At 70.4% G+C, this 24,546-nt stretch carries 24 protein-coding genes and 1 pseudogene; 14 read left to right on the top strand and 11 right to left on the bottom strand.

Features of this window, described 5'->3' with window-relative positions:
• Positions 1-118 precede the first annotated feature (118 nt).
• The gene (locus VXC91_RS12655; RefSeq protein ID WP_329507242.1) at positions 119-751 is read right to left on the bottom strand and encodes a LysE/ArgO family amino acid transporter; all 633 of its coding nucleotides are present in this window, start codon (positions 749-751) and stop codon (positions 119-121) included.
• A 332-nt stretch (positions 752-1,083) separates the two neighbouring features.
• On the opposite strand from VXC91_RS12655, the gene VXC91_RS12650 reads away from it, so the two are divergent.
• Complete coding sequence (locus tag VXC91_RS12650) at positions 1,084-2,292, top strand: cytochrome P450 (protein WP_329507241.1); 1,209 nt, start codon at positions 1,084-1,086, stop codon at positions 2,290-2,292.
• Between the two features lie 25 nt (positions 2,293-2,317).
• On the top strand, positions 2,318-2,518 hold the full coding sequence (locus VXC91_RS12645) for a ferredoxin (RefSeq protein ID WP_329507274.1): 201 nt from the start codon (positions 2,318-2,320) through the stop codon (positions 2,516-2,518).
• A gap of 31 nt (positions 2,519-2,549) precedes the next feature.
• On the opposite strand, the gene VXC91_RS12640 is transcribed toward VXC91_RS12645, so the two are convergent.
• Positions 2,550-2,774 carry a hypothetical protein gene (locus VXC91_RS12640; RefSeq protein WP_329507240.1) on the bottom strand — a complete coding sequence of 75 codons (225 nt, stop codon included), beginning with the start codon at positions 2,772-2,774 and terminating at the stop codon, positions 2,550-2,552.
• 3 nt (positions 2,775-2,777) lie between these two features.
• Between VXC91_RS12640 and VXC91_RS12635 the strand changes: the two genes are divergently transcribed.
• On the top strand, positions 2,778-2,933 hold the full coding sequence (locus tag VXC91_RS12635; protein WP_329507239.1) for a hypothetical protein: 156 nt from the start codon (positions 2,778-2,780) through the stop codon (positions 2,931-2,933).
• Here VXC91_RS12635 and VXC91_RS12630 read toward each other — a convergent pair.
• A complete protein-coding gene (locus VXC91_RS12630; RefSeq protein ID WP_329507273.1) occupies positions 2,930-3,484 on the bottom strand; it encodes a TetR/AcrR family transcriptional regulator in 555 nt (184 codons plus the stop codon). The genes VXC91_RS12635 and VXC91_RS12630 overlap by 4 nt on opposite strands.
• A gap of 119 nt (positions 3,485-3,603) precedes the next feature.
• Between VXC91_RS12630 and VXC91_RS12625 the strand changes: the two genes are divergently transcribed.
• Both VXC91_RS12625 and VXC91_RS12620 read left to right on the top strand, forming a co-directional pair.
• Positions 3,604-4,137: a flavoprotein gene (locus VXC91_RS12625; RefSeq protein WP_329507238.1), complete on the top strand. Its 534-nt coding sequence runs from the start codon at positions 3,604-3,606 to the stop codon at positions 4,135-4,137.
• Between the two features lie 133 nt (positions 4,138-4,270).
• Positions 4,271-5,158 carry an alpha/beta fold hydrolase gene (locus VXC91_RS12620; RefSeq protein WP_329507237.1) on the top strand — a complete coding sequence of 296 codons (888 nt, stop codon included), beginning with the start codon at positions 4,271-4,273 and terminating at the stop codon, positions 5,156-5,158.
• Positions 5,159-5,196: 38 nt separating this feature from the next.
• Here the strand turns inward: VXC91_RS12620 and qcrB are convergent, their stop codons facing one another.
• Both qcrB and sigJ read right to left on the bottom strand, forming a co-directional pair.
• Positions 5,197-6,744, bottom strand: coding sequence for a cytochrome bc1 complex cytochrome b subunit (qcrB, locus tag VXC91_RS12615; RefSeq protein ID WP_329507236.1), 1,548 nt, complete (start codon positions 6,742-6,744; stop codon positions 5,197-5,199).
• Positions 6,741-7,697 (bottom strand): RNA polymerase sigma factor SigJ, encoded by a 957-nt coding sequence (gene sigJ / locus VXC91_RS12610; protein ID WP_329507235.1) that lies wholly within the window; start codon positions 7,695-7,697, stop codon positions 6,741-6,743. Before sigJ ends, qcrB begins: the two co-directional genes overlap by 4 nt.
• 244 nt (positions 7,698-7,941) lie before the next feature.
• Here sigJ and VXC91_RS12605 point away from each other — a divergent pair, with 244 nt between their 5' ends.
• The 3 genes from VXC91_RS12605 (at position 7,942) to VXC91_RS12595 (ending at position 10,763) form a co-directional block, all read left to right on the top strand.
• Positions 7,942-8,187, top strand: coding sequence for a hypothetical protein (locus VXC91_RS12605; protein WP_329507234.1), 246 nt, complete (start codon positions 7,942-7,944; stop codon positions 8,185-8,187).
• A 3-nt stretch (positions 8,188-8,190) separates the two neighbouring features.
• Positions 8,191-8,568 (top strand): toxin Doc, encoded by a 378-nt coding sequence (locus VXC91_RS12600; RefSeq protein WP_329507233.1) that lies wholly within the window; start codon positions 8,191-8,193, stop codon positions 8,566-8,568.
• Between the two features lie 590 nt (positions 8,569-9,158).
• Positions 9,159-10,763, top strand: a complete 1,605-nt coding sequence (locus VXC91_RS12595) for an RICIN domain-containing protein (protein ID WP_329507232.1) — start codon at positions 9,159-9,161, stop codon at positions 10,761-10,763.
• 273 nt (positions 10,764-11,036) lie between these two features.
• Here the strand turns inward: VXC91_RS12595 and VXC91_RS12590 are convergent, their stop codons facing one another.
• Entirely contained in the window at positions 11,037-12,059 is a 1,023-nt protein-coding gene (locus VXC91_RS12590) for a LacI family DNA-binding transcriptional regulator (protein WP_329507231.1), read from the bottom strand.
• Between the two features lie 138 nt (positions 12,060-12,197).
• Here VXC91_RS12590 and VXC91_RS12585 point away from each other — a divergent pair, with 138 nt between their 5' ends.
• From VXC91_RS12585 to VXC91_RS12570, 4 genes are read left to right on the top strand one after another with little or no spacing between them, the layout of a single operon-like run.
• Positions 12,198-13,502: an ABC transporter substrate-binding protein gene (locus tag VXC91_RS12585; RefSeq protein ID WP_329507230.1), complete on the top strand. Its 1,305-nt coding sequence runs from the start codon at positions 12,198-12,200 to the stop codon at positions 13,500-13,502.
• Between the two features lie 7 nt (positions 13,503-13,509).
• Positions 13,510-14,466 carry a carbohydrate ABC transporter permease gene (locus VXC91_RS12580; protein ID WP_329507229.1) on the top strand — a complete coding sequence of 319 codons (957 nt, stop codon included), beginning with the start codon at positions 13,510-13,512 and terminating at the stop codon, positions 14,464-14,466.
• Positions 14,463-15,281: a carbohydrate ABC transporter permease gene (locus VXC91_RS12575; protein WP_329507228.1), complete on the top strand. Its 819-nt coding sequence runs from the start codon at positions 14,463-14,465 to the stop codon at positions 15,279-15,281. The genes VXC91_RS12580 and VXC91_RS12575 overlap by 4 nt, the downstream gene beginning before the upstream one ends.
• Entirely contained in the window at positions 15,278-17,659 is a 2,382-nt protein-coding gene (locus VXC91_RS12570) for a beta-xylosidase/alpha-l-arabinosidase (protein WP_329507227.1), read from the top strand. Before VXC91_RS12575 ends, VXC91_RS12570 begins: the two co-directional genes overlap by 4 nt.
• A gap of 68 nt (positions 17,660-17,727) precedes the next feature.
• Here the strand turns inward: VXC91_RS12570 and VXC91_RS12565 are convergent, their stop codons facing one another.
• Entirely contained in the window at positions 17,728-18,702 is a 975-nt protein-coding gene (locus tag VXC91_RS12565; RefSeq protein ID WP_329507226.1) for a 2-hydroxyacid dehydrogenase, read from the bottom strand.
• On the bottom strand, positions 18,699-19,868 hold the full coding sequence (locus VXC91_RS12560; protein WP_329507225.1) for a lactate 2-monooxygenase: 1,170 nt from the start codon (positions 19,866-19,868) through the stop codon (positions 18,699-18,701). The genes VXC91_RS12565 and VXC91_RS12560 overlap by 4 nt, the downstream gene beginning before the upstream one ends.
• A 113-nt stretch (positions 19,869-19,981) precedes the next feature.
• Here VXC91_RS12560 and VXC91_RS12555 point away from each other — a divergent pair, with 113 nt between their 5' ends.
• A complete protein-coding gene (locus VXC91_RS12555) occupies positions 19,982-21,151 on the top strand; it encodes a PucR family transcriptional regulator (RefSeq protein WP_329507224.1) in 1,170 nt (389 codons plus the stop codon).
• 6 nt (positions 21,152-21,157) lie between these two features.
• On the opposite strand, the gene VXC91_RS12550 is transcribed toward VXC91_RS12555, so the two are convergent.
• The 3 genes and pseudogenes from VXC91_RS12550 to VXC91_RS12540 form a co-directional block, all read right to left on the bottom strand.
• Positions 21,158-22,153: a hypothetical protein gene (locus VXC91_RS12550; protein WP_329507223.1), complete on the bottom strand. Its 996-nt coding sequence runs from the start codon at positions 22,151-22,153 to the stop codon at positions 21,158-21,160.
• Positions 22,154-22,205: 52 nt separating this feature from the next.
• Entirely contained in the window at positions 22,206-22,886 is a 681-nt protein-coding gene (locus VXC91_RS12545; protein ID WP_329507222.1) for a cyclase family protein, read from the bottom strand.
• Positions 22,886-23,482 (bottom strand): annotated as a pseudogene (locus VXC91_RS12540) (cytosine permease); the annotation flags it as partial. The pseudogene VXC91_RS12540 and the gene VXC91_RS12545, both read right to left, overlap by 1 nt.
• A gap of 245 nt (positions 23,483-23,727) precedes the next feature.
• Between VXC91_RS12540 and VXC91_RS12535 the strand changes: the two are divergent.
• Positions 23,728-24,546 (top strand): Hsp70 family protein (locus tag VXC91_RS12535; protein ID WP_329507221.1); only part of this gene is annotated, 819 nt, incomplete at its 3' end.

Genomic DNA, 24,546 nt, shown 5'->3' with positions numbered 1-24,546 from the left:
AATTCAACACCAGCCGCCCACCGTTTCATCCGCACCGCGCCCCGGGCACGGACGTCCCTGTCGGCTGCCCCGTACGGGGGCCGGACAGGTGTTCGGGCGTGGCAGGGAACGTCCTGCGTCATCCCGGTGCGACCAGCATCCGCACCGCCAGCGCCGCCATCACCGCGCTGGAGGCGAAGGCCGTCACCAGGCGCCCGCGCCGCCCGGTGAGCGCCCTGCCGAGCAGTGCGCCGCCCCCGGCCAGCGTCAGCTGCCAGCTGGCGGACGCGGCGAAGGCCGCGAGGACGAAGAGTCCCTGCTCCAGTGGCCGTGACGGATCGGTCGCACGGCTCCCGAGCACCAGCGCGGCGAAGTAGATCACGGTGGTCGGGTTGAGCAGCGTGACACCCAGCAGTCCGAGATACGCACGCACGGGGCCCGGTGGCGCCGTGGGCGACGCGGCGGCGCTCCCCGTGGAGCGGTAGCGGCGCAGGGCGGTGGCGGCTCCGTGCAGCGCGAGGGCGGCCAGTACCAGGGCCGAGACCCAGCGCAGGGGCACCATCACCGGTTGCAGCGCGGCGGCCAGGGCGGTGCCGCCGACGGTCGCCACCAGGGCGTAGAGCCCATCGGCGCTGGCGACGCCGAGCGCGGCGCACGCCCCGGTCCGCAGGGAGGTACGGGCCGTGAGGGAGACGAGATAGGCCCCGACGGCTCCGACGGGCACAGCGATGCCGTAACCCGCGACCAGCCCCGCGACGAGGGCGCCGGTCATGACGGGGTGAGCGAGCGCCTCCGCGGACGTCCGGGCTGCTGTCGGCGCCCCGCCGTGCAGGTGGTGGCGGACATCGGCGGCAGGAGGGCTTCGCGCGTCGGCATGCGCAGATCCTGGGCGACCGACGGATGCCGGGGCAAGCGAATTACGACGGCTACTGCGGAAAGCGCGCGACGCGTCCTGGCGTCGCGGCGACATGAGCCGCCCGGCCGAAGACATCCTTCGGCTCCCAGGGCATCCGAGGGCTCCGGCCGAACTTCGAGTGGCTTTGTAGATGCCTCGGGCATCTAATGGAGATTGGCAAGAGTGAATCTTCGCGTGCGAGGCCATTCATGACGAAACCCGGAACAACCGCGTCAGAGCGCGTCACATTTCCCCAGGACCGCACCTGCCCGTACCATCCGCCCACCGCCTACGAGCCGTTGCGCGAGGGACGGCCCCTGACCCGGGTCACCCTGTACGACGGGCGTGACGTCTGGGTGGTCACCGGGCACTCCGCCGCCCGTCAGCTCCTCGCCGACCCCCGGCTGTCCTCCGACCGTAGCCGCGCCGCGTTCCCGGTGACCAACGAGCGCTTCGCCCGCACCCGCGACCGCAGGCTCGCCCTGCTCGGTGTCGACGACCCCGAGCACCACGACCAGCGCCGCATGCTGGTGCCCAGCTTCACCGTCAAGAGGGTCACCGCACTGCGCCCACGCATTCAGGACACGGTCGACCGGCTGCTGTCGGCCATGGCGGCCACGGGTCCGCCGGCCGAGCTGGTGAGCGCCTTCGCGTTGCCCGTGCCCTCGATGGTGATCTGTGCACTGCTCGGCGTCCCTTATGCCGACCACGACTTCTTCGAGGAGCAGTCCCGCCGGGTGCTGCGTGGCCCGACCGCGGCCGACACCCAGGACGCTCGCGATCAGCTCGACGGGTATCTCGGGGACCTGATCGACAACAAGCACGAGGAGCCGGGGGACGGGCTGCTCGACGAGCTGATCCAGGAGCAGTTGCGCGACGGCGCGCTGGACCGGGCCCAGCTGGTCTCCCTGGCCACGCTGCTGCTGGTGGCCGGACACGAGACGACCGCCAACATGATCTCCCTCGGTACGTACACCCTGCTCCGCCACCCGGAACAGCTCGCCGAACTGCGCGCCGAGCCGGAGCTGATGTCCGGCGCGGTCGAGGAACTGCTGCGCTTCCTGTCCATCGCCGACGGGCTGCTGCGGGTAGCCACCGAGGACATCGAGTTCGTGGGCGCGACCATCCGGGCGGACGAGGGCGTGCTGTTCTCCACGTCCGTCATCAACCGGGACACCACCGCCTTTTCCGAACCCGACACCCTGGACTGGCACCGCCCGGCCCGCCACCACGTCGCCTTCGGGTTCGGGGTCCACCAGTGCCTCGGCCAGAACCTGGCCAGGGCCGAGCTGGAGATCGCCCTGCGCACCCTTTTCGAAAGGCTGCCCGGGCTGCGACTCGCCGCCCCGGCGGAGGAGATCCCCTTCAAACCGGGCGACACGATCCAGGGGATGCTGGAACTCCCCGTGACCTGGTAAGAGGCTTGAGACCATGACCGGCGACATCTCCATCACCATCGACAGGGACGTCTGCATCGGAGCGGGCCAGTGCGCCCTCGCCGCGCCCGGCGTCTTCACCCAGGACGACGACGGCTACAGCGAACTGCTGCCCGGCAAGGAGGACGGCGGCGGCGACCCTCTGGTGCGGGAGGCCGCGCGCGCCTGCCCCGTGAGCGCCATCACCGTCACCGAGAAGGGAGGCTGAAACTGCTTCCGCACGGTGAGGCGAGATCACCTCAGACGTCGAGGACGGTGAGCGAGAGCCGCCGCAGTCGTACGGGGTCGCCGATCGCCTCGTACGAGGTGATGCCGCCGTCCTCGACCGCGACCCTCAGCACCAGGCGCAACCGCCCACGTGGGGCCACGACGTCGCCCACGGCCCCGTCCACGAGCGCCACCTGGGCGAACCGGGCCCCGCGCAGCTCCGGGGGCCGCCCAGCGACCAGGCATGCGCAGAGCACGGCGTGGCTGAGGAGAACCCGCACTTCGTGCGGGCGCAGATGGCGCTCGCCGGGATCGCCCCCGGGCTGACCCGATTCCGGGAATGGGCCGATGCTTCGCTCGCTGCGGCCCGGGACGCGCTGACCGAACTGACCGGCCGCGGACCGCTCCCGCTCTAGCGGTAGGCCTCCAGCAGCAGCCCGGCGGCACGGCCCGCCTCTGCTGCCGGTTCCGCGGTGCCCTCTATGCCGGCGGTCACCATGGCGCCCTCGGCCAGCAGGTACAGCCCGCCGCCCAGAGGTTCGGGCAGTCCCGCGTCGGCCACCAGTCCGGCCAGGTAGGCCTTGAACGCCTGCTTGTGGGCGCGCACCCGGGCGAGCACCCGTGGCGACGTGGCGCCCAGCTCCCCGTACGAGTTGATCCACGCGCAGCCGCGGAAGTCGGGCTCCTGGAACCATTCCCGCAGCCAGTCGAACACCGAGAGGATCCGCTCTCGAGGGTCCGTATGCCGGTCCACGTGCTCGGCCAGCCGCTGCCGCCAGACCACGTCACGCCGGTCCAGATAGGCCTCGACCAGCTGTTCCTTGGCCGGGAACAGCTGGTACAGCCGCTTGAGCGACACCCCGGAGGTGCTGCGGATGGCGTCCATCCCGACGCTTTGTATGCCACGGCCGTAGAACAGCTTCTCCGCGGCGTCCAGGGCACGGTCCCGGGCGAGTTCGCTGTCCATGTACGAGCCCTCCTGGATGCCCTCGGGGAGAACCAGCGTTCTCAACGGTAGCAGCCATGTCGGGCCGGGCGTCGTTCAGTGCCCGGCGGGCACGGCCGGACGCCACCTAGAGTGCTCGGGTGACCGAAGACGCCTCGAAACCCTTTCTGTACGTCGTCGTCTGCGCCGCGGGGATCGCCGAGGACATCTGCACACTGATCACCGCCGCACAGGAGCGGGACTGGGAGGTGGGCGTCATCGCCACCCCGCTCGCGCTCCGCTTCTTCGACACCGATGCGGTCGAGGCGCAGACGGGCCGCCCGATCCGCTCCGCCTGGCGCATCCCGGGCGAAGCACGGCCGTTCCCGGACCCGGATGCGGTCGTCGTGGCCCCGGCCACCTTCAACACGGTGAACAAGTGGGCCGCCGGCCTGGCGGACACCCTTGCGCTGGGTACCTTGTGCGAGGCGTACGGTCTCGGCGTCCCCGTCGCGGTCCTGCCCTGTGTGAGCGAGGCGCTCGCGGCCCATCCCGCCTACCGCGCCAGCCTCGAACGGCTGGGCGGAATGGGTGTCCGGTTCGGTGCCCCCTACGCCGGAGGCACGGACGAGGACGGCGGGCGCCCGGAGTTCCGGTGGGAGCGTGCCTTTGATCTGCTCACGCCGCAGACATGACCGGTGTCCCCACGCGCGTCCCATCGGCGCACCGGGGCCGTCTCCGCGGCATACGGCAGCCACATGCCGTCGCGGGAGATCCTTCCGCCCCAGATGTCCTGTCTGTCCGGACCTGACGCTTTAGTGTCGTCCCATGACCGGAGACCGTATCGCGCTGGCCGTACACGATCACAGGGGTGAGGGGCCACCCTTGCTGCTCCTGCACGGCGCCGGACGCACGCTCACCGACTGGGCCGCCGTCGCACCCTTGCTCGTGGCGCACCACCGTGTGCTGGCCGTGGACCTGCGCGGCCACGGCCGCTCGCCCTCCGGGCCGTGGACCGTGCCTGAGGTGTTGGCAGACCTCGAGCAGGTGCTGGCCGCACACGGGATTCCGGGGGCCCTTCCCGTCGGGCACTCGCTCGGCGGCATGCTCGCCGTGCTGTACGCGGTGGAGCATCCGGACGTCACGCCCGGTGCCGTGAACCTCGACGGATTCGGCTGGGGACGTCCGGACCAGTACGTGGGTCTCGATCCGGACCTCGTCGCCCGGCACCTCACCCTGGTCCGCGAAATGAACGCCGCGGCGCAAGGCAGGGAACTGTCCGCGGACGGGCTGAAAGACCTTCTCGCCGAACAGCGCACGACGTCCGACCGGCTGGGCATTCCGTACGAACTGCTGGAGGCGGGCGTTCTGCGCTCAGTGCACCAACGCGACGACGGGGTCCTGGAGGTACGGCCGGGCCGGGGGGAGGCACGGAAGATCCTCGCGGCGATGGACTCCCTCGACTTCTTCGCCCTGTTCCGCAGGATGCCCACGCCGCTGCTGCTGGTCCGCGCCCAGCGGGCCGAGTTGTCCGTGCCCGGCCTGGACTGGTTCGAACCGATGATGGCCGCCTACGCCAAGGGGCTGGCCCGCGACCTCGCCGCGCTGGCCGAGGAGTGCCCCCGGGTGTGCGTCGCCGGAGTCGACGCCACCCATTCGATGCTGCTGGAGAATCCCAGGGCGGTCGCCGAGACCATCCTCGGCTTCACCGTCTGAGGGGCACGGTTCAGTGCGGGCCCGCGGCCGTGAACGGCTCACGTGTCCGCCTCCTCCTCACCAGTGCCCACCCGGGCGCCGCCGACGGCGCGGCGCGCCTCAGCAGGCTGGAGGTCCCGGTCGTCTGACGCCGGTTCACGCAGGTGGGCGGTGAGTGTGTACCGCCGGGCCGGGGAGAGCGGCTGCCGCGCCTCGACGTACTCGCCGTGCGGCAGCCGCTTGACGATCCCGGTCTCGCGGCCGTGCTCCACCAGCTCGCGGTCCTTCGACTGGAGTCCCAGACATATGCGCCGGGTCAGGACGAAGACCACCACCGGCACGAGCAGCACCGCGATCCTGAAGGTCCACGTCAACACGTTGACCGACAGATGCAGATGCGTGGCCAGGATGTCGTTGCCGCCGCCCGCGAGCAGGATCAGATAGAGGCTCAGCCATGCCGTGCCGAGGCCCGTGCGGACCGGCCGGTTGCGCGGGCGGTCCAGCAGATGGTGCTCGCGACGGTCCTTGGTGACCCACGCCTCGACGAACGGGTAGACGCCGATCAGGACCAGGAGGAGGGGGAAGACGACCACCGGGATCAGCACGCCGAGGACCAGCGTGTGGCCCCACAGAGTGATCTCCCAGCCCGGCATGATGCGGACCAGCCCCTCGGCGAAGCCCAGATACCAGTCCGGCTGGGCTCCCGTCGACGCCTGGTCGGCGCGGAAGGGCCCGTAGGACCAGACGGGATTGACCGTCGCCACCGCGGCGACGAGCGCTGTCACCCCGAAGACCAGGAAGAAGAAACCGCCCGCCTTCGCCAGGTACACCGGGAAGAACGGGGCTCCCACGACGTTGCGTTCCGTCTTTCCCGGGCCCGCGAACTGCGTGTGCTTGTGGTAGACGACCAGCAGCACATGGGTCACGACGAGCGCCGCCATGATGCCGGGGATCAGCAGCACATGGAGGGAGTAGAAGCGAGGCACGATGTCGTGGCCCGGGAACTCCCCGCCGAAGAGGAACATCGACAGATACGTGCCCACGATCGGCACGGACAGCACCGCGCCGTTGACGAACCGCAGCCCGGTTCCCGACAGCAGGTCGTCCGGCAGCGAGTAGCCGAACAGACCCTCGAAGATGCCGAGGACGAGCAGTAGCCAGCCGAACAGCCAGTTCAGGTCGCGCGGTTTGCGGAACGAGCCGGTGAAGAAGTGACGCATCATGTGCGTCAGCATCGCCGCCACGAAGATCAGTGCCGCCCAGTGGTGGATCTGCCGGATCAGCAGACCACCGCGTACGTCGAAGCTGATGTGCAGCGTCGAGGCGTACGCGTCGGACATGCGGATGCCGTTCAGCGGCACGTAACTGCCGTGGTACGTCACCTCGGTCATCGACGGGTGGAAGAAGAGCGTGAGGTATGTCCCGGTCAGCACCAGCACGACGAAGCTGTACAGGCATACCTCGCCGAGCAGGAACGACCAGTGGTCGGGGAAGACCTTGCGCAGGTACTGCCGGCCCAGCGAGTGGATGCCGAGGCGCCCGTCGAACCAGTCCGCGACGCGCTGCCCCGAGGTCGGTTGTGCGGACCGTCGCTCGTTGGTCGTCATGCCTGCTCCTCCTTGGCCGCGGCCCGCTCGTCCCGTCGCACGTGCGCGAGCTTGTCGGGGTTGGTGACGATGAAGACGTCCGACACCTTGTCGCCTTCGGGCGTCAGATCCATGACCATGACCGCGTACGGGGAATCGCCCGCGAACACCACCGCGGAGTCGTCGCCGTTGACCCGTCGGTAGCGGATGTCGAATCCGGCCCCGTGACGGGCGGCGTAACCCGCCAGCAGACGCGCGGCCTTGTCGCGGCCGTGCACGGGCCGCAGCCCGGCCGCGGCCTTCCCGCCGCCGTCCGTCCACACGGTGACGTCCGGCGCCAGAATCTCCATCAGCGCGGCGATGTCCCCGCCGAGGGAGGCCCGGACGAACCGCTCGGTCGCCTCCTGGCGCACCCGCGGATGGGCCCGGTGGAGCGGGCGGCGGGCGTGGACGTGTGCGCGGGCGCGGTGCGCGAGCTGCCGAACGGCCCCGGGACTGCGCTCCAGGACCTCCGCGATCTCCGTGTGGGCGTACCCGAACACCTCGTGGAGGACGAACACCGCTCGTTCCAAGGGAGTCAGCGACTCCAACACCACGAGCATCGCCAGCGACACCGACTCCGATCGCAGTGCGCGCTCGGCCGAGTCGTCGGGCGCCGCCCGATCGACCAGGGGCTCGGGGAGCCAGGAACCCACGTAGGTCTCGCGGCGGCGGGTGATGGCGGCGCGGCGCGCGAGCGCATGGTTCACCGCGATGCGGACCAGATAGGCGCGCGGGTTGTCGATTCCGTCACCCTGGCCGCGGGCCATGCGGCCGGTCCAGGACAGCCAGGTGTCCTGAAGTACGTCTTCGGTGTCGGCGACGCTGCCGAGCATGTTGTAGACGACGGCGAAGACCAGTTCGCGGTGGTCGACGAACACCTGGGTCGCGGTGCCGGCCTGGTCGCCGGGCGGGTGGTCGGTCCTTTCGGGCATGACGGTGCCTCCCTGGGTGCGCTCAACTACTGCGACTCCTGGAAGGGGGTCGACTGTGACATGAGGCGGCCGGAAGTGACGTAGGTCTCACCGGCCCACACCGTCCGCGGTCCCTGCCCTGGACGGCATCCCACTGCTGCGGCATATGGCCGACGCGGCGGGCGTGCCACTCTCCGGTACCGCTGTCACCCCGTACTGACCTGGCGGTATTTACGAGTAAGTACCCTCGCGGTAGCGTGTGGTCATGCCAGCCCTCAACGTGGAGTTCAGTGATCGGGAGCTCGAGGACCTCCGACAGATCGCCAAGGAGCGCGGTACGTCGATGAAGGCTCTGGTACGGGAGGCCGCCGCCGCCGACATCGCGCGACACCGGGCGCTCCAGGAGGGTGCCGAGGCCTTCCGCCGGTTCTTCGCCACGCATGCGGAGGAATTCGCGGCCGCCTTCCCGGAGGACGAGCCGCCGGCCAAGGGTGACCGGCGGGACGCCTGACCGATGGCCCCCACCCTCCATATCGATGTGCCCTGGTTGCTGCAGCGCCACGAAGAGGTCCTGCCCGACCAACCCGTGGTCACCGACTTCTCCGCACTGTTCGCCGCCGTCGCCCGCCATCGCGTGGATCCACCCCGGCTGGGTGTGGACTCCGACCCCGCCTGGCGCGCCGCCGCGCTGTTGCACAGCCTGGCCCTGCTCAAGCCGCTGCCGTCGGCCAACGCGCGCTTCGCCTGCGCCACCGCGGTGGCCTACATGTTCGTCAGTGGCGTCGGTGTCGACCCGCCGCACGGTGCGCTGGTGGATCTCGCCCGTGACCTCATCTCCGGCAAGACCGACGTCTACGGCGCCGCGGACCGGCTGAGGTCCTGGCAGAAATGACGCGACGGTGGGGCCCGGGGTCGGCGCCGGGTCGCCCTCGGGGCCGCCGACCGAGGGCGGGGGGATCGGGGTCGGCGGCCTGTTCTGCGCGGGAGGGCCGCCGTTCCGCGCGGTGCCCGAAGAAGAGGCCCTTTCCAGTGGACTCCCCGGCTCGGTGTGCCGGGAGCGTGTGCGCGGCGCCGGCGTGAGCACACGGTTCACACGGGGGCACGGAATTTCGAATGCCGGTACGCCTGCCCGTAGTTGACGTGGTGTCCAACTGCAATTCCCATGGGTGCCGATGTTGTTCCAGTGCCTTGTTGGCCGTGAGTGACGTGTGACAGGGTGAGCTTCCCCAGGCATGGGCAATGGCCGGGTCCGAAACGCTGCTCGTCATTCCGGGTCGTCGGCGAGCTCAAAAGGCTCCCCGTCCGACGGCCGCCGCACAGCCCCACGCCCGAGGCCCTTTCCCGCGCCCGCCAAAAAGGTCCGCACCAATCCGGCTCCTTTCGGCGACCCGAGAACTCCATGTGCCACCTTGCGCCTTGGAAGGAAACCGCTCAGTGCACACCCCCCACCCCCCGCCTCCGCCCTACCCTCCCCGCCCCGGCATGGCACCCGGGGAGTCCGACGAGACCTTGGCCACCCGGCTCAGAGGCCGTCCCGTGGGCGAGGACACCCAGCCCGTCGCGCTGTTGATGGCGCGGCACTGGCAGGCGGCGCACGACTACGCAGTCATCTGCCTCGCCTCCACGGCGGACGTCGCCTCGATGGTCACCGCCACCGCGTTCCATCGGACACTCGGCCATCTCCAGCGCTCCGGATCTGCTGCGGCGATGCGGCCTCAGCTTCTGGTGGCGGTACGGGACACGGTCCGGGAGTGGTCGGCGGAGGACCGGATATCCGGCGCCGTGCCGGCGTTGAGGAAACCCGCGGGGGGTCGCGGGATGCGCACCGCGAAGTCTCTGACACGCGAAAATCGCGTCCTTGCCGAACGCTCTTTCCAATCACTGCCCGGACTTGCCCGGTGTCTGTTGTGGCATGCGGAGGTCGAGGCCGAGCACATATTTGTGCCGGCCGTTCTGCTGGGCATGGACTCCGAGAGCGCGGCGGCCGCGCTGGAACAGGCACGCGAGCAATTCAGGGCGGCCTGTGTGCGCTCCCACCGGGAACTCGCGCCCACCGACGAATGCCGCTACCACAACCGGCTCCTCGATGTCCCCATGCGCCGCGGCAGCGCCTTGCTCCCGGAAGTGCAACAGCACGTTCTTGAGTGCCGCTACTGCCGTTCCGCTGCCGAACAACTGAGCCATTTCGAAGGCGAACTCGGCGGATTGCTCGCCGAGGCGGTACTGGGCTGGGGCGCACGCCGCTATCTCGAGTCCCGGCCCGGACGCGCCTCGTCCGTCGCCCGCGCCGCGGGCGGGGCCGGCATCGGCCGCAGACGCGTGGGCGGTGGTGGACGCCACCGGCTGCTGTCGGGGGTATCCGCACGGAGCCGCGGCATCCTTGCCGGGGGGCCGCAGGCAAGGGCGCTGCTGACCGGCGTGGGCATCGCCGCGGCGGCCGCGCTCGCGACGCTGCTGGCCGGCGGCATGTGGTCGGACGAGGGCGGCGCCGACCCGGTGGCCACCAGCGCGAGCGGCGGGGTTGCTCCCAGCACGGATCCGCAGGCACCGCCGGCCGTGTCCGCACCGCCCGACACGGCCGGACTCTCCGCGGAGCCGCAGCAGACCGGTCTGCGCAATGTCGCAGCCGACCTCTGCCTCGACATCCGCGGCACCGTGAAGTCGGGCGCGAGCACCCGGCTCGCGACGTGCTCCTCGGCATGGACCCAGCAGTGGTCGTACGAGGGCGACGGCCTGCTGCGCAGTGTCGCCGACCCGGGGCTGTGCCTCGACTCCCGTGCCACCGACGGGGTCGTCAGGCTGGCCTGGTGTGACACGGACGCGGCGCGCGCGAACGACGTCCGCTACGACCTCACCGTGCGGGGCGAGCTGCTGCCACGCTGGAACGAGGGCCTCGCCGTCACACCCGCGAACGCCGATCCGAACGCCGACGTCGTCGTCAGGTCCCGCGACGGCTCCGGGATCCAGCGGTGGGCGACCGACGGGCGGTCGGCCACGTCCCAGTCCCTGTCGATCGCCGGCACGGGCGGGCCGCCGGCCGTGCCGGACCCTCAGCTGCCGCCCCACCTGGGGGGTCTCGGTCTCTGAGCACTGCCGGGTGAGCAGGTGACGTAGGCGCGGTCGAAAGTTTCGCACCGCTCGCGGTGCTCTGCTGTTCCGCATGGTGGGGCGCGGGTGTGATGTGCGCGGGGGACGTCGCCGGGGCACTGTGGTGGGCGTCCCCGACGGGGCGCCTTGCCGTGCTGCGCAGGGTCGGCCGCCGGTCTGCTGTCCAGGTCCGTTGTGCCAACGGGTTTCTGACAGGTCATGAAGAGGGGTGAGCTCGGCCGGGGGAGGGTCCGCGCCGCCGCGGGGAAGTGCTCAGCTGCTCTTCGGGGGTGCGGTGCTCTGCCGTACCACCAGGTGGGTCGCGAGCTCGATGCGCAGCGCGGACTTGCCGGGGTCGTGGGGGCGCAGCAGCATCCGGGCCGCCTCCTCGGCCATCTGTCGCAGTGGCTGATGGACCGTGGTCAGGGCGGGGCTCGACCACTGTGCGAGCGGTACGTCGTCGTATCCGACGACCGAGAGGTCGTCCGGCACACTCAGCCCCTTCAGGCGTGCCGCCTCCAGCACACCGAGCGCCTGCAGGTCACTGCCGGCGAAGATGGCGGTCGGCCGGTCCGGGCGCTCGAGCAGGTCCATGGCGTGTTCGAAGCCGCCCTGCACATGGAAGTCGCCGAAGCGCACGAGGCTCGGGTCGACCTCCAGGCCCGCCATCGTCATGGCCGAGCGATAGCCGTCGAGCCGTGCGAGGGAGCACATCATGTCCTCCGGGCCGGTGATGATGCCGATGCGCTCGTGCTGGAAGTCGGTGAGGTGACGGGTGGCCGCGAGGCCTCCGGCCCAGTTGGCCGAACCGACGGAGGGTACGTCCGGGTCGGGGTCACCGGCCGGATCGACGATGACGAACGGGATGGCCCGCGAGCGCAGTTGCTTCTTCACCTTCTCGGGGAGCGCGGAGAACACCAGGACCACGCCCAGGGGCCGACGGCGCAGGACCCCCTCGATCCAGTCGGGCGCGGGCGCATGCCGTGTGCCGCTCTCCGTGAGGACGACGCTCGCCTTGTTCTCCTTGGCGACGTTCTCCACCCCTCGGATGAGTTCCATGGCCCAGACGCTCTCCAGCTCGTGGAAGACAAGCTCGATGAGCGGGGCCTGGGGCGGGGCCTGGGACCTGCGACGGTAACCGTGCAGATCGAGGAGCTGTTCGACCTTGGTGCGGGTCGCCTCGGAGACATCGGAGCGGCCGTTGAGGACTTTCGAAACCGTCGACAGCGACACGCCGGCCTGCTCGGCCACGTCGGCCAGGGTCACGCGGCCGTCCACCTCGTCGTTATCACGCATGTCGGAAGGATAGGCCACGAGCAGCCGATAACGGTTTGGTCGCGCGCGTGCACCCCCGTTGACCGTGTGGAGTGCCTCCCATACTGTCCGACAGCATTGACTTTCGGCGACGTCGTCGAAACTTTCGAAAGGCGGACGATGAAGATACGCGCACGGTTGCCCCGGCTGGTCGCCGGTGGCGCGACGCTTGCCCTGGCGCTGAGCCTCTCGGCCTGCGGGAGCGGAACCGGCGGGGGCTCGTCGGACGACGGGAAGATCCACGTTCTTGTCTACGGAGACGCCAGCAACAAGGTCGAGAAGCAGATCATTGCGACGTTCAACAAGACCTCGGACGTCAAGGCCGTCCTCGACACCATCCCCGGCGCCGACTACCAGCAGAAGCTGCAGACGATCATCAACACGCCGCAGGCACCCGACGTCTTCTTCAACTGGGGCGGCGGCAGCATCCAGCCGTTCGTCAAGGCCGACCTGCTGATGCCGCTGGACGACTTCATCAAGGACGACCCCGGTCTGAAGTCCCACTTCCTGCTGTCGGTGTTCAACAGCGCCGTCGTCGACGGCAAGGCCTACGGCATTCCGATGCGCGGTACTCAGCCCGTCCTGCTCTTCAACAACAGCAAGGTGCTGGACGACGCCGGTGTGCAGCCGCCCAAGACGTGGGAGGAGCTGCTGAGCGCGGTCAAGACGCTCAAGTCCAAGGGGATCACCCCGATCGCTCTCGGCGGCGGCGACCAGTGGCCGACGCTGATGTGGTTCGAGTATGTCTACGACCGCGTCGCGGGGCCGGAGTTGTTCCAGAAGGCCCTCGGCGGCGACAAGAGCGCCTGGGAGAGCGCCGAGAGCAAGAAGGCGCTGAGCATGCTCAAGGAGCTCGTCGGCGCCGGCGCCTTCGGCACCAACTTCGACTCCGTGAAGTACACCAACGGCGCGTCGCCGGCGCTGGTGGCCAAGGGCAAGGCCGCCTTCGAGCTGATGGGCTCGTGGTACTACGCCCAACAGCAGCAGGACGCCAAGGATTTCGCAGCCAAGGGCCTGGACTACACCACCTTCCCGACCGTGCCGGGCGGCAAGGGCGACCCGGCGGACGTCGTCGGCAACACCAACAACTTCTACTCGGTGCTGAAGAAGACGAAGCACCCCGAGGCCGTCGAGCAGTTCCTGAAGCTCATGTACTCCGACGAGTTCGTGAAGGCGCAGATGGCCATCGGCAACCTGCCGACCACCACCAACACCGAGAAGTTCCTCGACACCTCCGCCAGCCCCGCCTACTCGCACTTCCAGTACGACCTGGTGAAGAAGGCCCCGTCCTTCCAGCTGTCGTGGGACCAGGCCTATCCGCCGTCGGCCATCACGCCGATCCACCAGGCCGTGCAGCAGTTCTTCAACGGCCAGATCGACGCCGACGGCTTCGTCAAGGCCATGCAGGCCCTCCCCACCGAATGAACCGCTCATGACCACAGAAACGACGAGCGCTCCTCCCGCCGTCGGGACCCGAAAGGCGGCCCGAAGGCGGTCGGAGGGCTCCTATGCCGCCCACGTGGGGCGCCCGGGCTTCGCCTGGGCGCTCCCCGCCACCGTGTTCTTCGTGATCTTCGCCATCGCCCCGCTGGTCATGGTGGCGGTGCTGTCCTTCATGAGCTGGAACGGCCTCGGCTCGCCCCGGTTCGTCGGCATGGACAACTGGAACCGGGTCCTGGACGACCCGGTGATGATCAAGAGCATCTGGCTGACCCTGCTGGTCACCGTGCTCGGCGTCGTCATCCAGACGCCGCTGAGCATCCTGCTCGGCGTCTGGGCCGCGGGTCAGCAGCGCAACCGCGCGGTGCTGTCGGTGATCTACTTCGTGCCCCTGCTGCTGTCCTCCACCGCCGTGTCGGTGCTGTGGCGAGCTCTCCTCGACCCGAACTTCGGCATCCCGGCACAGGCGACGTGGCTGTTCGGCGACGGCAACCTGTTCGGCAAGCAGGCCAGCGCGATCGGTGTGCTCGCGTTCGTGAGCACGTGGCAGTTCACCCCGTTCCACACCCTGATCTACCAGGGCGCCGCTCGCGCGATCCCCCAAGTGCTGTACCAGGCCGCCGAGATCGACGGAGCGGGGCGCTGCCGTCAGTTCTTCCACATCACCCTGCCGCAGCTGCGCAACTCGATCATCACCTCGATGATCCTGATGATCGTCGGCGGGCTCACCACCTTCGAGACGGTCCTCATCCTGACCCAGGGCGGACCGGGGGCCGACACCACGATCAGCGCCTACTACATGTACCAAAAGGCGTTCAAGAGCTTCGACTTCGGCGCCGGTGCCGCCATCGCCCTCGTCCTGGTCGTCGCCGCGACGATCATCTCGCTGATCGTCGTGCGTGTGTCGGGCTACGACAAGATGCGCAGTTCGATGGAAGGTCTGTCATGAGGCGACGCCCCAATCACCTGGCGGGTGTGGGCTCGGTGGTCTGGCTCTTCCTGGTCGGACTGCCGCTGTACGTGATGCTCGTGGCGACGGTGCAGCCCCAGTCCGAGTACACCCAGAACGGTCCACTGTCCTTCCCGCACAGCTTCACCTCCGACAACTACACCGGTGCCTTCGGCTCCGGCTTCGGTCAGTACTTCCTCAACACGGTGGTCGTCACCGTGTGCGTGGTCGGCCTGGTGCTGCTGCTCGTCCCGCCCCTTGCCTTCGCGATCATACGCAGCCGCAGCAGGATCACCTCGCAGGTCTTCCGGCTGTTCCTGCTGGGGCTCGCCATCCCCGCGCAGGCCGTGATCGTCCCGATGTTCTACCTGATCAGCAAGGCCGGCCTGTACGACAACCTCCTCGGTGTCATCCTGCCGACCGCCGCGTTCTGTCTGCCGATGTCGGCGCTCGTCCTCAGCGGCGCCATGCGGGACATCTCCCCGGAGCTGTTCGAGGCCATGGCCATGGACGGCGCCACCCCCCGGCGGATGTTCTTCCAGCTCGTGGTCCCGCTCTCCAAGGGCGGCCTCTCCACGGTCGTGGTCTTCTCCGCCCTCCAGGCATGGAACGGGTTCCTGTTTCCCCTGGTCCTGACCCAGTCCGACTCCACCAAGGTGATCACCCTGGGTCTGTACAACTTCCAGACCGAACACGGCATCAACATCCCCGGGCTGCTGGCAGCCGTCGTGCTGTCCATGGTGCCCGTCCTGCTCGTCTACCTGTTCGCCCGTCGTGCCCTGATCCAGGGACTCATGGGCGTCGGAGGAAAGTGACCGCCAACGTGGCAGTTGAGACCACCCCCGAAACCCCCGTCTGGAACGATCCGGCCCACGACATCCACACCCGGGTGACCGCCCTGATCGGCGCCATGACTCTCGAGGAGAAGATCGCGCAGCTCTACGGTGTCTGGGTCGGCGCGTCCGACGAGGGGGGTGAAGTGGCCCCCCATCAGCACGACATGGAGGAGGCCGTCGAGCTCGACACCCTTCTGCCGAACGGTCTGGGCCAGCTGACCCGTCCCTTCGGCACTGCCCCCGTCGACCCCGCGCTCGGTGCGCTCTCCCTTCTTCGCACACAGGCGCGCATCATCTCGGCGAACCGTTTCGGCATCCCCGCCGTCGCGCATGAGGAGTGCCTGGCCGGCTTCGCGACCTGGAAGGCCACCGCCTTTCCCGTCCCGCTCTCCTGGGGCGCCACCTTCGACCCGGACCTGATCCGCCGCATGGCCGCCGCCATCGGCCGTGACATGCGGTCCGTCGGAGTGCACCAGGGACTCGCCCCCGTGCTCGACGTGGTTCGTGACGCCCGTTGGGGCCGCGTCGAGGAGACCATCGGCGAGGACCCCTACCTCGTCGCCACCGTCGGCACGGCCTATGTCCAGGGACTCCAGTCCGCGGGCGTCACCGCCACGCTCAAGCACTTCGTCGGGTACTCCGCCTCGCGGGCCGGGCGCAACCTCGCCCCGGTCGGCATGGGTTCACGCGAGTGCGCCGACATCCTGCTCCCGCCCTTCGAGATGGCGGTGCGCGAGGGCGGAGCCCGGTCCGTCATGAGCGCCTACAACGACACCGACGGAATGCCCGCGGCGGCCGACGAGGACCTGCTGACCGGGTTGCTGCGCGACGACTGGGGATTCGACGGCACGGTCGTGGCCGACTACTTCGGCATCGCCTTCCTGCGGACCCTGCACGGGATCGCCGGAGACTGGAGCGAGGCCGCGGGCACCGCACTCCGTGCCGGTGTCGACGTCGAACTGCCCACCGTCAAGACCTTCGGAGCACCGCTCGTCGAGGCCGTGACCGCCGGACGGGTGCCGGAAGGTCTCATCGACCGTGCCCTGTACCGGGTGCTGGCCGAGAAGACCCGGCTCGGACTGCTCGACGCGGACTGGACCCCGGTGCCGCCCGCCCTTGCCGGCGCCGACCTCGAGGACCCGGACGCGCTGCGCGGCACGGTGGACCTCGACACACCCGAGAACCGGGATCTGGCCCGGGAAGTCGCCGAACGGGCGGTGGTGCTGCTCGCCAACGACGGCACGCTGCCGTTGGACCGGCCTCGCCGCATCGCGCTGGTCGGCCCCAACGCCGAGGAGCCGACGGCCGTACTGGGCTGCTACTCCTTTCCCCTCCATGTCGGCGTCCACCATCCCGAGGTCGAGGCCGGGATGGCCCTGCCCACCCTGCGGGAGGCCGTCGCACGCGAGTTCCCCGGTGCGGACGTCACGCCGGCCCGCGGGACCGGAATCGACGACGGCGACACCGCCGGCATCGCGGAAGCCGTACATGTGGCGCGTGAGGCCGACCTCGTCGTCGCGGTGCTGGGCGACCGCGCGGGGCTCTTCGGCCGCGGTACCAGCGGCGAGGGCTGCGACGCCGAGTCTCTGACACTGCCCGGAGCCCAGCAGCAACTGCTCGACGCGCTTCTGGACTCGGGCACCCCGGTGGTGACTGTGCTGCTCGCCGGCCGGCCGTATGCGCTCGGCCGTGCAGTCGACGAGGCCGCGGCGATCGTGCAGTCCTTCTTCCCCGGGGTCGAGGGGACCACAGCCCTCGCCGGTGTGCTCAGCGGCCGGACCAACCCCTGCGGAAGGCTGCCTGTCAGCGTGCCGCGGGGTCCGGGAGCCCAGCCCGCCACCTATCTCGGCGCTCGGCTCGCCCAGTCCAGCGAGGTGTCCAACATCGACCCGACGCCGGCCTTCGCCTTCGGGCACGGACTGTCGTACACGGCCTTCGACTGGAGCGACCTCGCGGTCGAGGAGAAGGAGACCGGCACGGACGGCGCGTTCCGTCTGGCCTTCACGGTCCGCAACACGGGGGAGCGGGAGGGCACCGAGGTCGTGCAGCTGTACCTGCACGATCCGGTCGCCTCGGTCGTCCAGCCGGTTCAGCGCCTCATCGGATACACCCGGGTACCGCTGGCTCCCGGTCAGGCGCGGCGAGTGCGAGTGACGGTTCCGGCCGATCTCGCCTCCTTCACCGGCCGGGGCGGACGCCGCGTCGTCGAGCCGGGTGATCTGGAATTGCGTCTGGCCGCGTCCAGTGCCGACCCGCGTCTGACGGCGACGGTCACCCTCACCGGCCCCGAGCGGTGTGTGGACCACACCAGGCGGCTGCAGGCCGTCTTCGGCCAGGAGGCCGAGCCGGCCGGGTGAGACGGCGGCGGTCCGGACCGGCCACGGGGCGGTCCGGACCGCAGCACCGCCCGAGCGCGGCACCGGTCTCAGGTGACGATGTCCCGCGGCTCCTTGCCGGCCAGGAAGTCGGCCGCGTTCTGCACCGCCGCCAGGGCGATGCGCACGAGGGTCTCCCGGGTGACGCCGGCGACGTGCGGGGAGAGCACCACGTTCGGCGCCTTGAGCAACCTCAGGGCCGGCGTGGGCGGTTCGGGGTCGAAGACGTCGATTCCCGCGCCGGCCAGCGTGCCCCTCTCGAGCGCGTCCGCGAGGGCGTCCTGGTCGATCAGCGCGCCCCGCGCCGTGTTGATCACGAACGCGGTGGGCTTCATCAGCGCGAGGCGCTCGGCGTCGAGCAGATGCCGGGTCGCGTCGGTGAGCGGCGCGTGCAGGGTCACATAGTCGGAGGTGCGCAGCAGTTCCTCGAGCTCGACGTGGCGGGCGCCGAGTCGGCCCTCGGTGTCCGCCGCCACGCGCTGGGGGCCCGCGTACAGGACCGCCATGTCGAAGGCGACCGCACGGCGTGCGACCTCCTCCCCGATATGGCCGAGCCCGATGACGCCGAGGGTCTTGCCGGACAGCTCGGTGATCGACCGCTGCAGCCGCGGCAGCGCCCAGTCGGCTTCGACGAGCGCGGTGTGCGCCGGCACCAGCTGCTTGGCGAGGGCGAGCATGAGCGCGAAGGTCTGCTCTGCGACGTTCTGCTTCTCCGCGCCGCTGGAGCCGATGTTGCACACGGGCACGTTCCGGGCGCGGGCCGCGTCCAGGTCGACGTAGTCGAAGCCGTGGCTCGCGCACTGCACGAGTTCCAGCTCCGGTGCGGCGGCGATGTGTTCGGCGGTGACGGGGGCCAGGCCCGTGACGATGACGTGCGCCGCGCGCAGTGCCGCCGGATCCTCGTCCGTCCGCTCCACCACGGTGACATGGGCCTCGCCGGGGAAGACGGAAGCGAGCCCGGCCCCGGTCGAGCGCCCGCCGACGTGCGGCGAGACGACGGCCAGGACATTCTTGACGTCGGTCATGCGGATTCCTCGATCAGGTCGTCGGCGCCGAGCGTGCCGGGACCGGCGTGCCCGGACAGGGCGAGGGTGAGGTCGAACTCGGCGAGCAGACAGCGGACGACATGCTCGACGCCCGCCTGCCCGTCGAGCCCGAGCCCGTACGCGTACGGCCGCCCCAGGAGCACCGCCCGCGCGCCCATCGCAAGCGCCTTGAACATGTCGTCGCCGGTGCGGATCCCGCTGTCGAACAGCACGGTGAGCCGGTCCCCGACGGCCTCCACCACCCGCGGCAGGGCGTCCGCTGCCGCCACCGAACCGGCCACCTGCCGGCCACCGTGGTTGGAGACCACCACGCCGTCCATCCCCGCGTCGACAGCCCGGCGGGCGTCGTCCGGGTGCAGGATGCCCTTCAGCACGATCGGCCCGTCCCAGTTCTCCCGCAGGAACGCCAGGTCCGGCCAGGTCTTCCCGGGGTCCGCGAACATTCCGACGAAGTGCATCACGGCCGCGTTGGGGTCCTCGTGCACCGGCTTGGCCAGACCCGCCTGGAAGGCCGGGTCGGAGAAGTAGTTGGCGGTGCCCACGCCGTGGAGGAAGGGCAGATACGCCTGGTCGAGGTCGCGGGGACGCCAGGCCAGCAGCGGCGTGTCGAGCGTGACGAGCAGCGCGGTGAAGCCGGCCGCCTTCGCCCGGGTCAGGAAGCTGCGCGTGACCTCGCGGTCCTTGGCCCAGTACAGCTGGAACCAGCGTTCCCCGTCGCCCGAGGCCTCCGCCACCTGTTCCATCGGAGTGCTGGAGGCCGAGGACAGGATGAACGGCACGCCCTGCGCGGCGGCCGCCCGCGCCGCTGCGGGCTCGGCGTCCGGATGCATGATCGACAGGACACCGATCGGCGCCAGGGCGAGCGGTGCGGGCAGCGAACGCCCCAGCACCTCGACCGACAGATCGCGCTCGTGCACGTCCCGCAGCATCCGCGGCACGATCCGGCGCCGCTCCAGCGCGGTCCGGTTGGCCCGAGCGGTGCTGCCGGTGCCCGCGCTGCCCGCCACGTACCCGACCGGGCCGGGTCCGAGCCGCTGCTCGGTGACCTGCTCCAACCTGGTCAGATCGGTGGGCAGTCGTGGTACGGCGCCCGTCATGCCGTTCAGATATATCTCGTACTGGAAGTCCGCCCAGTGCCTCGTCATCCGCACGTCCCGCCTCTCGTCCCTGAGACCGCGCTGTACGCCGACGATCCTTACGACTGTGACAAGGCCCGTCCAGCCTGGTGCGCACAACACTCGGCTGGAATCATCATCCTGTGACAAACCAGCCCCTTGATGCCCGGATCCGCGTCCGGGACGAGATCGTCGCCGACCCCCGGGTCGTGGAGGCGGTCGTCGCTGCGGTCAACGCCCAGGTGCCGGTGTACGCCGCGCTCGACGACAGCCGGCTGCCGGAGGTGCGGGCCATCGCCGCCTGGGGCCTGCACCGTCTGCTTCACCTCTGGGCCACCGACGGCACGCTGGGACCGGCCGATCTGCGCAGATTCCGCGGCATCGCGGCGGCGCGCGCGGCCGACGGCCGGCCGGTGCAGGCCGTGCTGCGCGCCTACCGGGTGGCGGCGGCCGTCGTCACCGACGAGGTCGCCGCCCGCGCGCACGGCCTCACGGCGGCGGACGGCTTGTCGCTCGCCCGGGTGCTGCTGACGGCGCTGGACACGCTGTCGGAGGAGATGGCGACGGCTTACGCGGCGACCACCGAGGACCTCGCCGGGGACCGGGACCGCGCGCTGCGGCTGCTGCTCGACGACCTCATCGCGGGCAGACACGCCTCGGTGGGCGCGCTCACCGACCGGTCGGCCCGGCTGGGTGTCCATCTCCCCGATCCCTACTGCCTCCTGCTGGCCGAACCGGCGACGGGCGGCGGCCCGGACATGTCCTACGAGGCCGCCGCCGGACTGCTCGGCGCGCTCGGCGACGGCGGTACGGCACTGTCGACGGTCCGGGGTTCGCGCGCCGTCCTGCTGTTTCCCGCAGTGGCCCTGGACCGGGCGCCGGCCCTGCTCGACGAGCGGCGCTGGCGGGGCTGCGCGATCACGGGCGAGGGCCTGGACCGGGTGGCCGTCGCCCACCGGCTCGCCGCCGACGCCCTCGACACGGCACCCGACCACGCCCACCGGCCAGGCCGCCTCCTCACGGACGCCGACGCTCACGTCCTCGCACTGCTTGCCGGACACCCGGCCGCCACCGCGGATCACATCGCCCGCCTCGTCCTCGGACCACTGACCGACCCCGACCAGAGCCACCTGTTGGAGGCCCTGAGCGCGTACATCGACGCGGGCTCGGCGACGGCCGCCGCCCGAGCACTGCATCTGCATCCGCAGTCGTTGCGCTACCGCCTGCGGCGCGTGCACGTGCTGACGTCCCGCGACCCCCGCGATCCCTGGCAGCGCCTGACCCTGGACATCGGCCGCACCATCAGGACCTGACCCGTGTCACGGGCCGAGCCGCACCGCCACCGGACCGCCGTCCCGGTCGAGGTCGACCGATACCGGAAACCAGCCGTCGCCCCGGCCGGTCATCGCGCAGAGCATCCGTGCACCTCCGACCTCCACACATCCGGCCTCCACAGCCGAGGCGCGGACCTCGCGCATGACCTGCCAGTGATGGGAGTGCGGCCGGAGATCCACCCTCATGCGGCGCCGCGGATCGGCGTCCTGCCACGCCATGAGCGCGCGGGCCTTGCGCACGGCATCGCCCACGGCCAGGCCCGTCCAGCCCATGATCCCGTCCTCCCCCGGCTCGCCGAGCGCAGGGGCCCCGAACGCGGTCGCGGCCTCCTTCTGTGCCGCGCCCCAGAAGGCGACGTCGGTGAGGCCGTCGACGGGCTCGTCGTGCTGCCACGATCCGAGCGCCTCGGCGTCGCCGAAAAGGACACGCGCCCAGTCCACCCGGATCTCCCCGAGGTGCATGGACTTCGCGGCGGGCGTGCCGCTGACCGGGATCACCGTGCCCTCGCCGGACCGCAGCACCGGCAGCTCACGATCGCGGGGCAGTCCGCCGACCGCCACCACGGGAAGTCCGTGCATCAGAAAGGCACCACCGCCCTCGCCTACGACACGGCGTACGCGCTCGCGGTGCGACACCCGCTCGGCGCAGGCCTCCAGACCGGCCCGCAGCCCGAGGCTCCGGCAGTGTTCCCCGAACAGGGCGCGCATGTCGGCGACACGGGAGACGGGGATGTCGTACAGTGCGCGGCCGGGCTGACGGTCGAACGAGCGGGCGGCGGCCTCGGCGTCGGGGCCGGTGATCTCGAGGTCCACCGCGTGCAGCACATCGGCCGCGACCGATGGATCATCGATCCCGAAGGACCCGGGATCGATATCCGCGGGCGACCGGACCCCACTCCACAGGCCGAGATGACCAGCGTCGACGATCACCAGCTCCCCGGAGGGGCAGGTGATGTCGCCCAGCTCGAAGATCCCTCCCATGGCCGGGGAGTCTACGGACCGCGTGACCGGTGCTTGCGCGTACCCCGCGGTCCTACGTGTACCCCGTCGACCCGCCGACGCGGGCCACCGCCCGGACCGGGGCGCCGTCCGAGCCGGGCAGGTGCAGCGGGAACAGGAACACCTCCACAGGACGGCCGACCTCCTGCGCGGCGAGGACGCGGTCGAGGCCGGTGAGGTTCTCGGCGATCACGCCGGCCGCGCCGCACAGCACGCGGTGAGCGGGCAGGTCAGGGTTGCCCGCCGGATCCACGCTCAGCGCGTCCACCCCGACCGTGCGGACGCTCGCATTGACGATCGCCTGCGCCGCCTCTGGGGCCAGCCACGGGTGTTCCAGGTAAGCGTCGCTGCCCCAGTACGCCGACCAGCCGGTCGCCAGCAGCAGGATGGCGCCCGGCTGGAGCCGCAACAGGCTCAGTGCGGGCGCGAGCAGTTCCGGGGTGATGGGTGCCCGGGCCCGCAGGCCCCGCACATCCGCCACCACCGCCGGACCCGCGAACCGCTCCAGCGGCAGCGCGTCCAGCGTGGGCCAGGCGGAGTTGACGTGATATGGCGCGTCCACATGGGTCCCCGACTGTGATCCCATGTGCAGGCCGAGGACGTTCACGCCGTCCGTGGCCACACGCAGCGCCCGTTCCACCTCGACCTGCGGGTCACCGGGATACACGGGCATCCCGGTGACCACGGGCACCGACAGGTCGAGCCAGACGTCCATCAGCCGCCCTCGACCGCGAGCACCGGAGCGCTCTGCTCGGGAGCGCCGGGCCCGGTGATCGGCGGCACCGGCGCCTCGACCGTACGGGCCGGCCGCGCGCCCTGTGGCCCGTACGCCGCCGGCGGCTCGGGGAAGAGCCGGAGGAGTGCCAGGACGAGGATCGCGGCGACAGCCGGGGACGACGTCGGGCTGATGCCGACGCCGTTCGCCAGATTGCCCAGCGGGCCGACGAACTGGCCCGGGATGCCGGTGAACGCCACGCCGACCACGGCGGAGACCCACCAGGCGGTCATGCCTCGCCGGTTCCAGCCGTGCGCGAGCCGGTAACGGCCGCCGTGCTGACGGCGGTTGACGACCTGAAGCGCGTCCGGGTCGTACCAGCCGTGCCGAGTGCAGAAGCCGAGCATCATCACGACCATTCACGGAGTGGTACAGGTGGTGATCATCGTTGCAAAAGTGGAGATCGACTGCATCAGGTTCAGCCCGAATCGGCCGATGAAGATGAACGCGATCGACAGCGCGCCGACCCCCGCGTCGTCTGCACCCTCGGCAGCCGCAGGGGACACCGACGAGAGGTTCAGCCCGGTCGCGTTCAGCCTCTCCGGCACACAGGGCCCGGCGGGCCGGACACCCTTCGGCACCCGGCCCGAGCGGGGTGGTTTCACCTGGTTGCGCGTGAAGCCATGGTCAACCTTGACAATGGGGCGCTCAAGTTTTATTCAGGCTGTAGAGGCAGCTCGCGGCGAGCGGAAGCGGCTTCACGGCCCTTGCAGGGAACGCACCCGCGCGGGTACTCGCCGGGCGGACCTCAGACAGGAACGACGCGAGGAGGCAGAGCCCCATGGCACGTCCGGTCGGTATCGACCTCGGCACCACGAACTCGGTGGTCTCGGTCCTCGAGGGCGGCGAGCCCACCGTCATCACCAACACCGAAGGAGCCCGGACCACACCGTCGGTCGTGGCCTTCGCCAAGAGCGGCGAGGTGCTGGTCGGTGAGGTGGCCAAGCGGCAGGCGGTGACCAACGTCGAGCGCACCGCGCGCTCCGTCAAGCGCCACGTGGGCGACTCGGCGTGGCGCTTCCCCGAGAGCGGCACCGTCGACGGCAAGAAGTACACCGCCCAGGAGATCTCCGCGCGTGTGCTGCAGAAGCTGAAGCGGGACGCGGAGGCCTATCTCGGCGAGGACGTCACCGACGCCGTGATCACCGTGCCGGCGTATTTCGACGACGCCCAACGGCAGGCCACCAAGGAGGCCGGGGAGATCGCCGGACTGAACGTCCTGCGGATCATCAACGAGCCGACCGCGGCGGCCCTGGCGTACGGACTCGACAAGGAGAACGACCAGACGGTCCTCGTCTTCGACCTCGGCGGTGGCACGTTCGACGTGTCGCTGCTGGAGATGGGTGAGGGCGTCATCGAGGTGAAGGCCACCAACGGAGACACCCGTCTCGGCGGTGACGACTGGGACCAGCGCATCGTCGACCACCTGGTCAAGCAGTTCAAGAACGCGTACGGAGTGGACCTGTCGACGGACAAGATGGCCGTACAGCGTCTGCGGGAGGCCGCCGAGAAGGCGAAGATCGAGCTGTCCTCGTCCACCGAGACCTCGATCAACCTGCCCTACATCACGGCCTCTTCCGAGGGCCCGCTGCATCTGGAG

Origin of the sequence: Streptomyces chiangmaiensis (assembly GCF_036281785.1) — a bacterium.
GTDB classification, from domain to species: domain Bacteria; phylum Actinomycetota; class Actinomycetes; order Streptomycetales; family Streptomycetaceae; genus Streptomyces; species Streptomyces chiangmaiensis.
The sequence above is the reverse complement of the archived record's forward strand: the minus strand, read 5'-3'. Positions and strand labels throughout refer to the sequence as shown.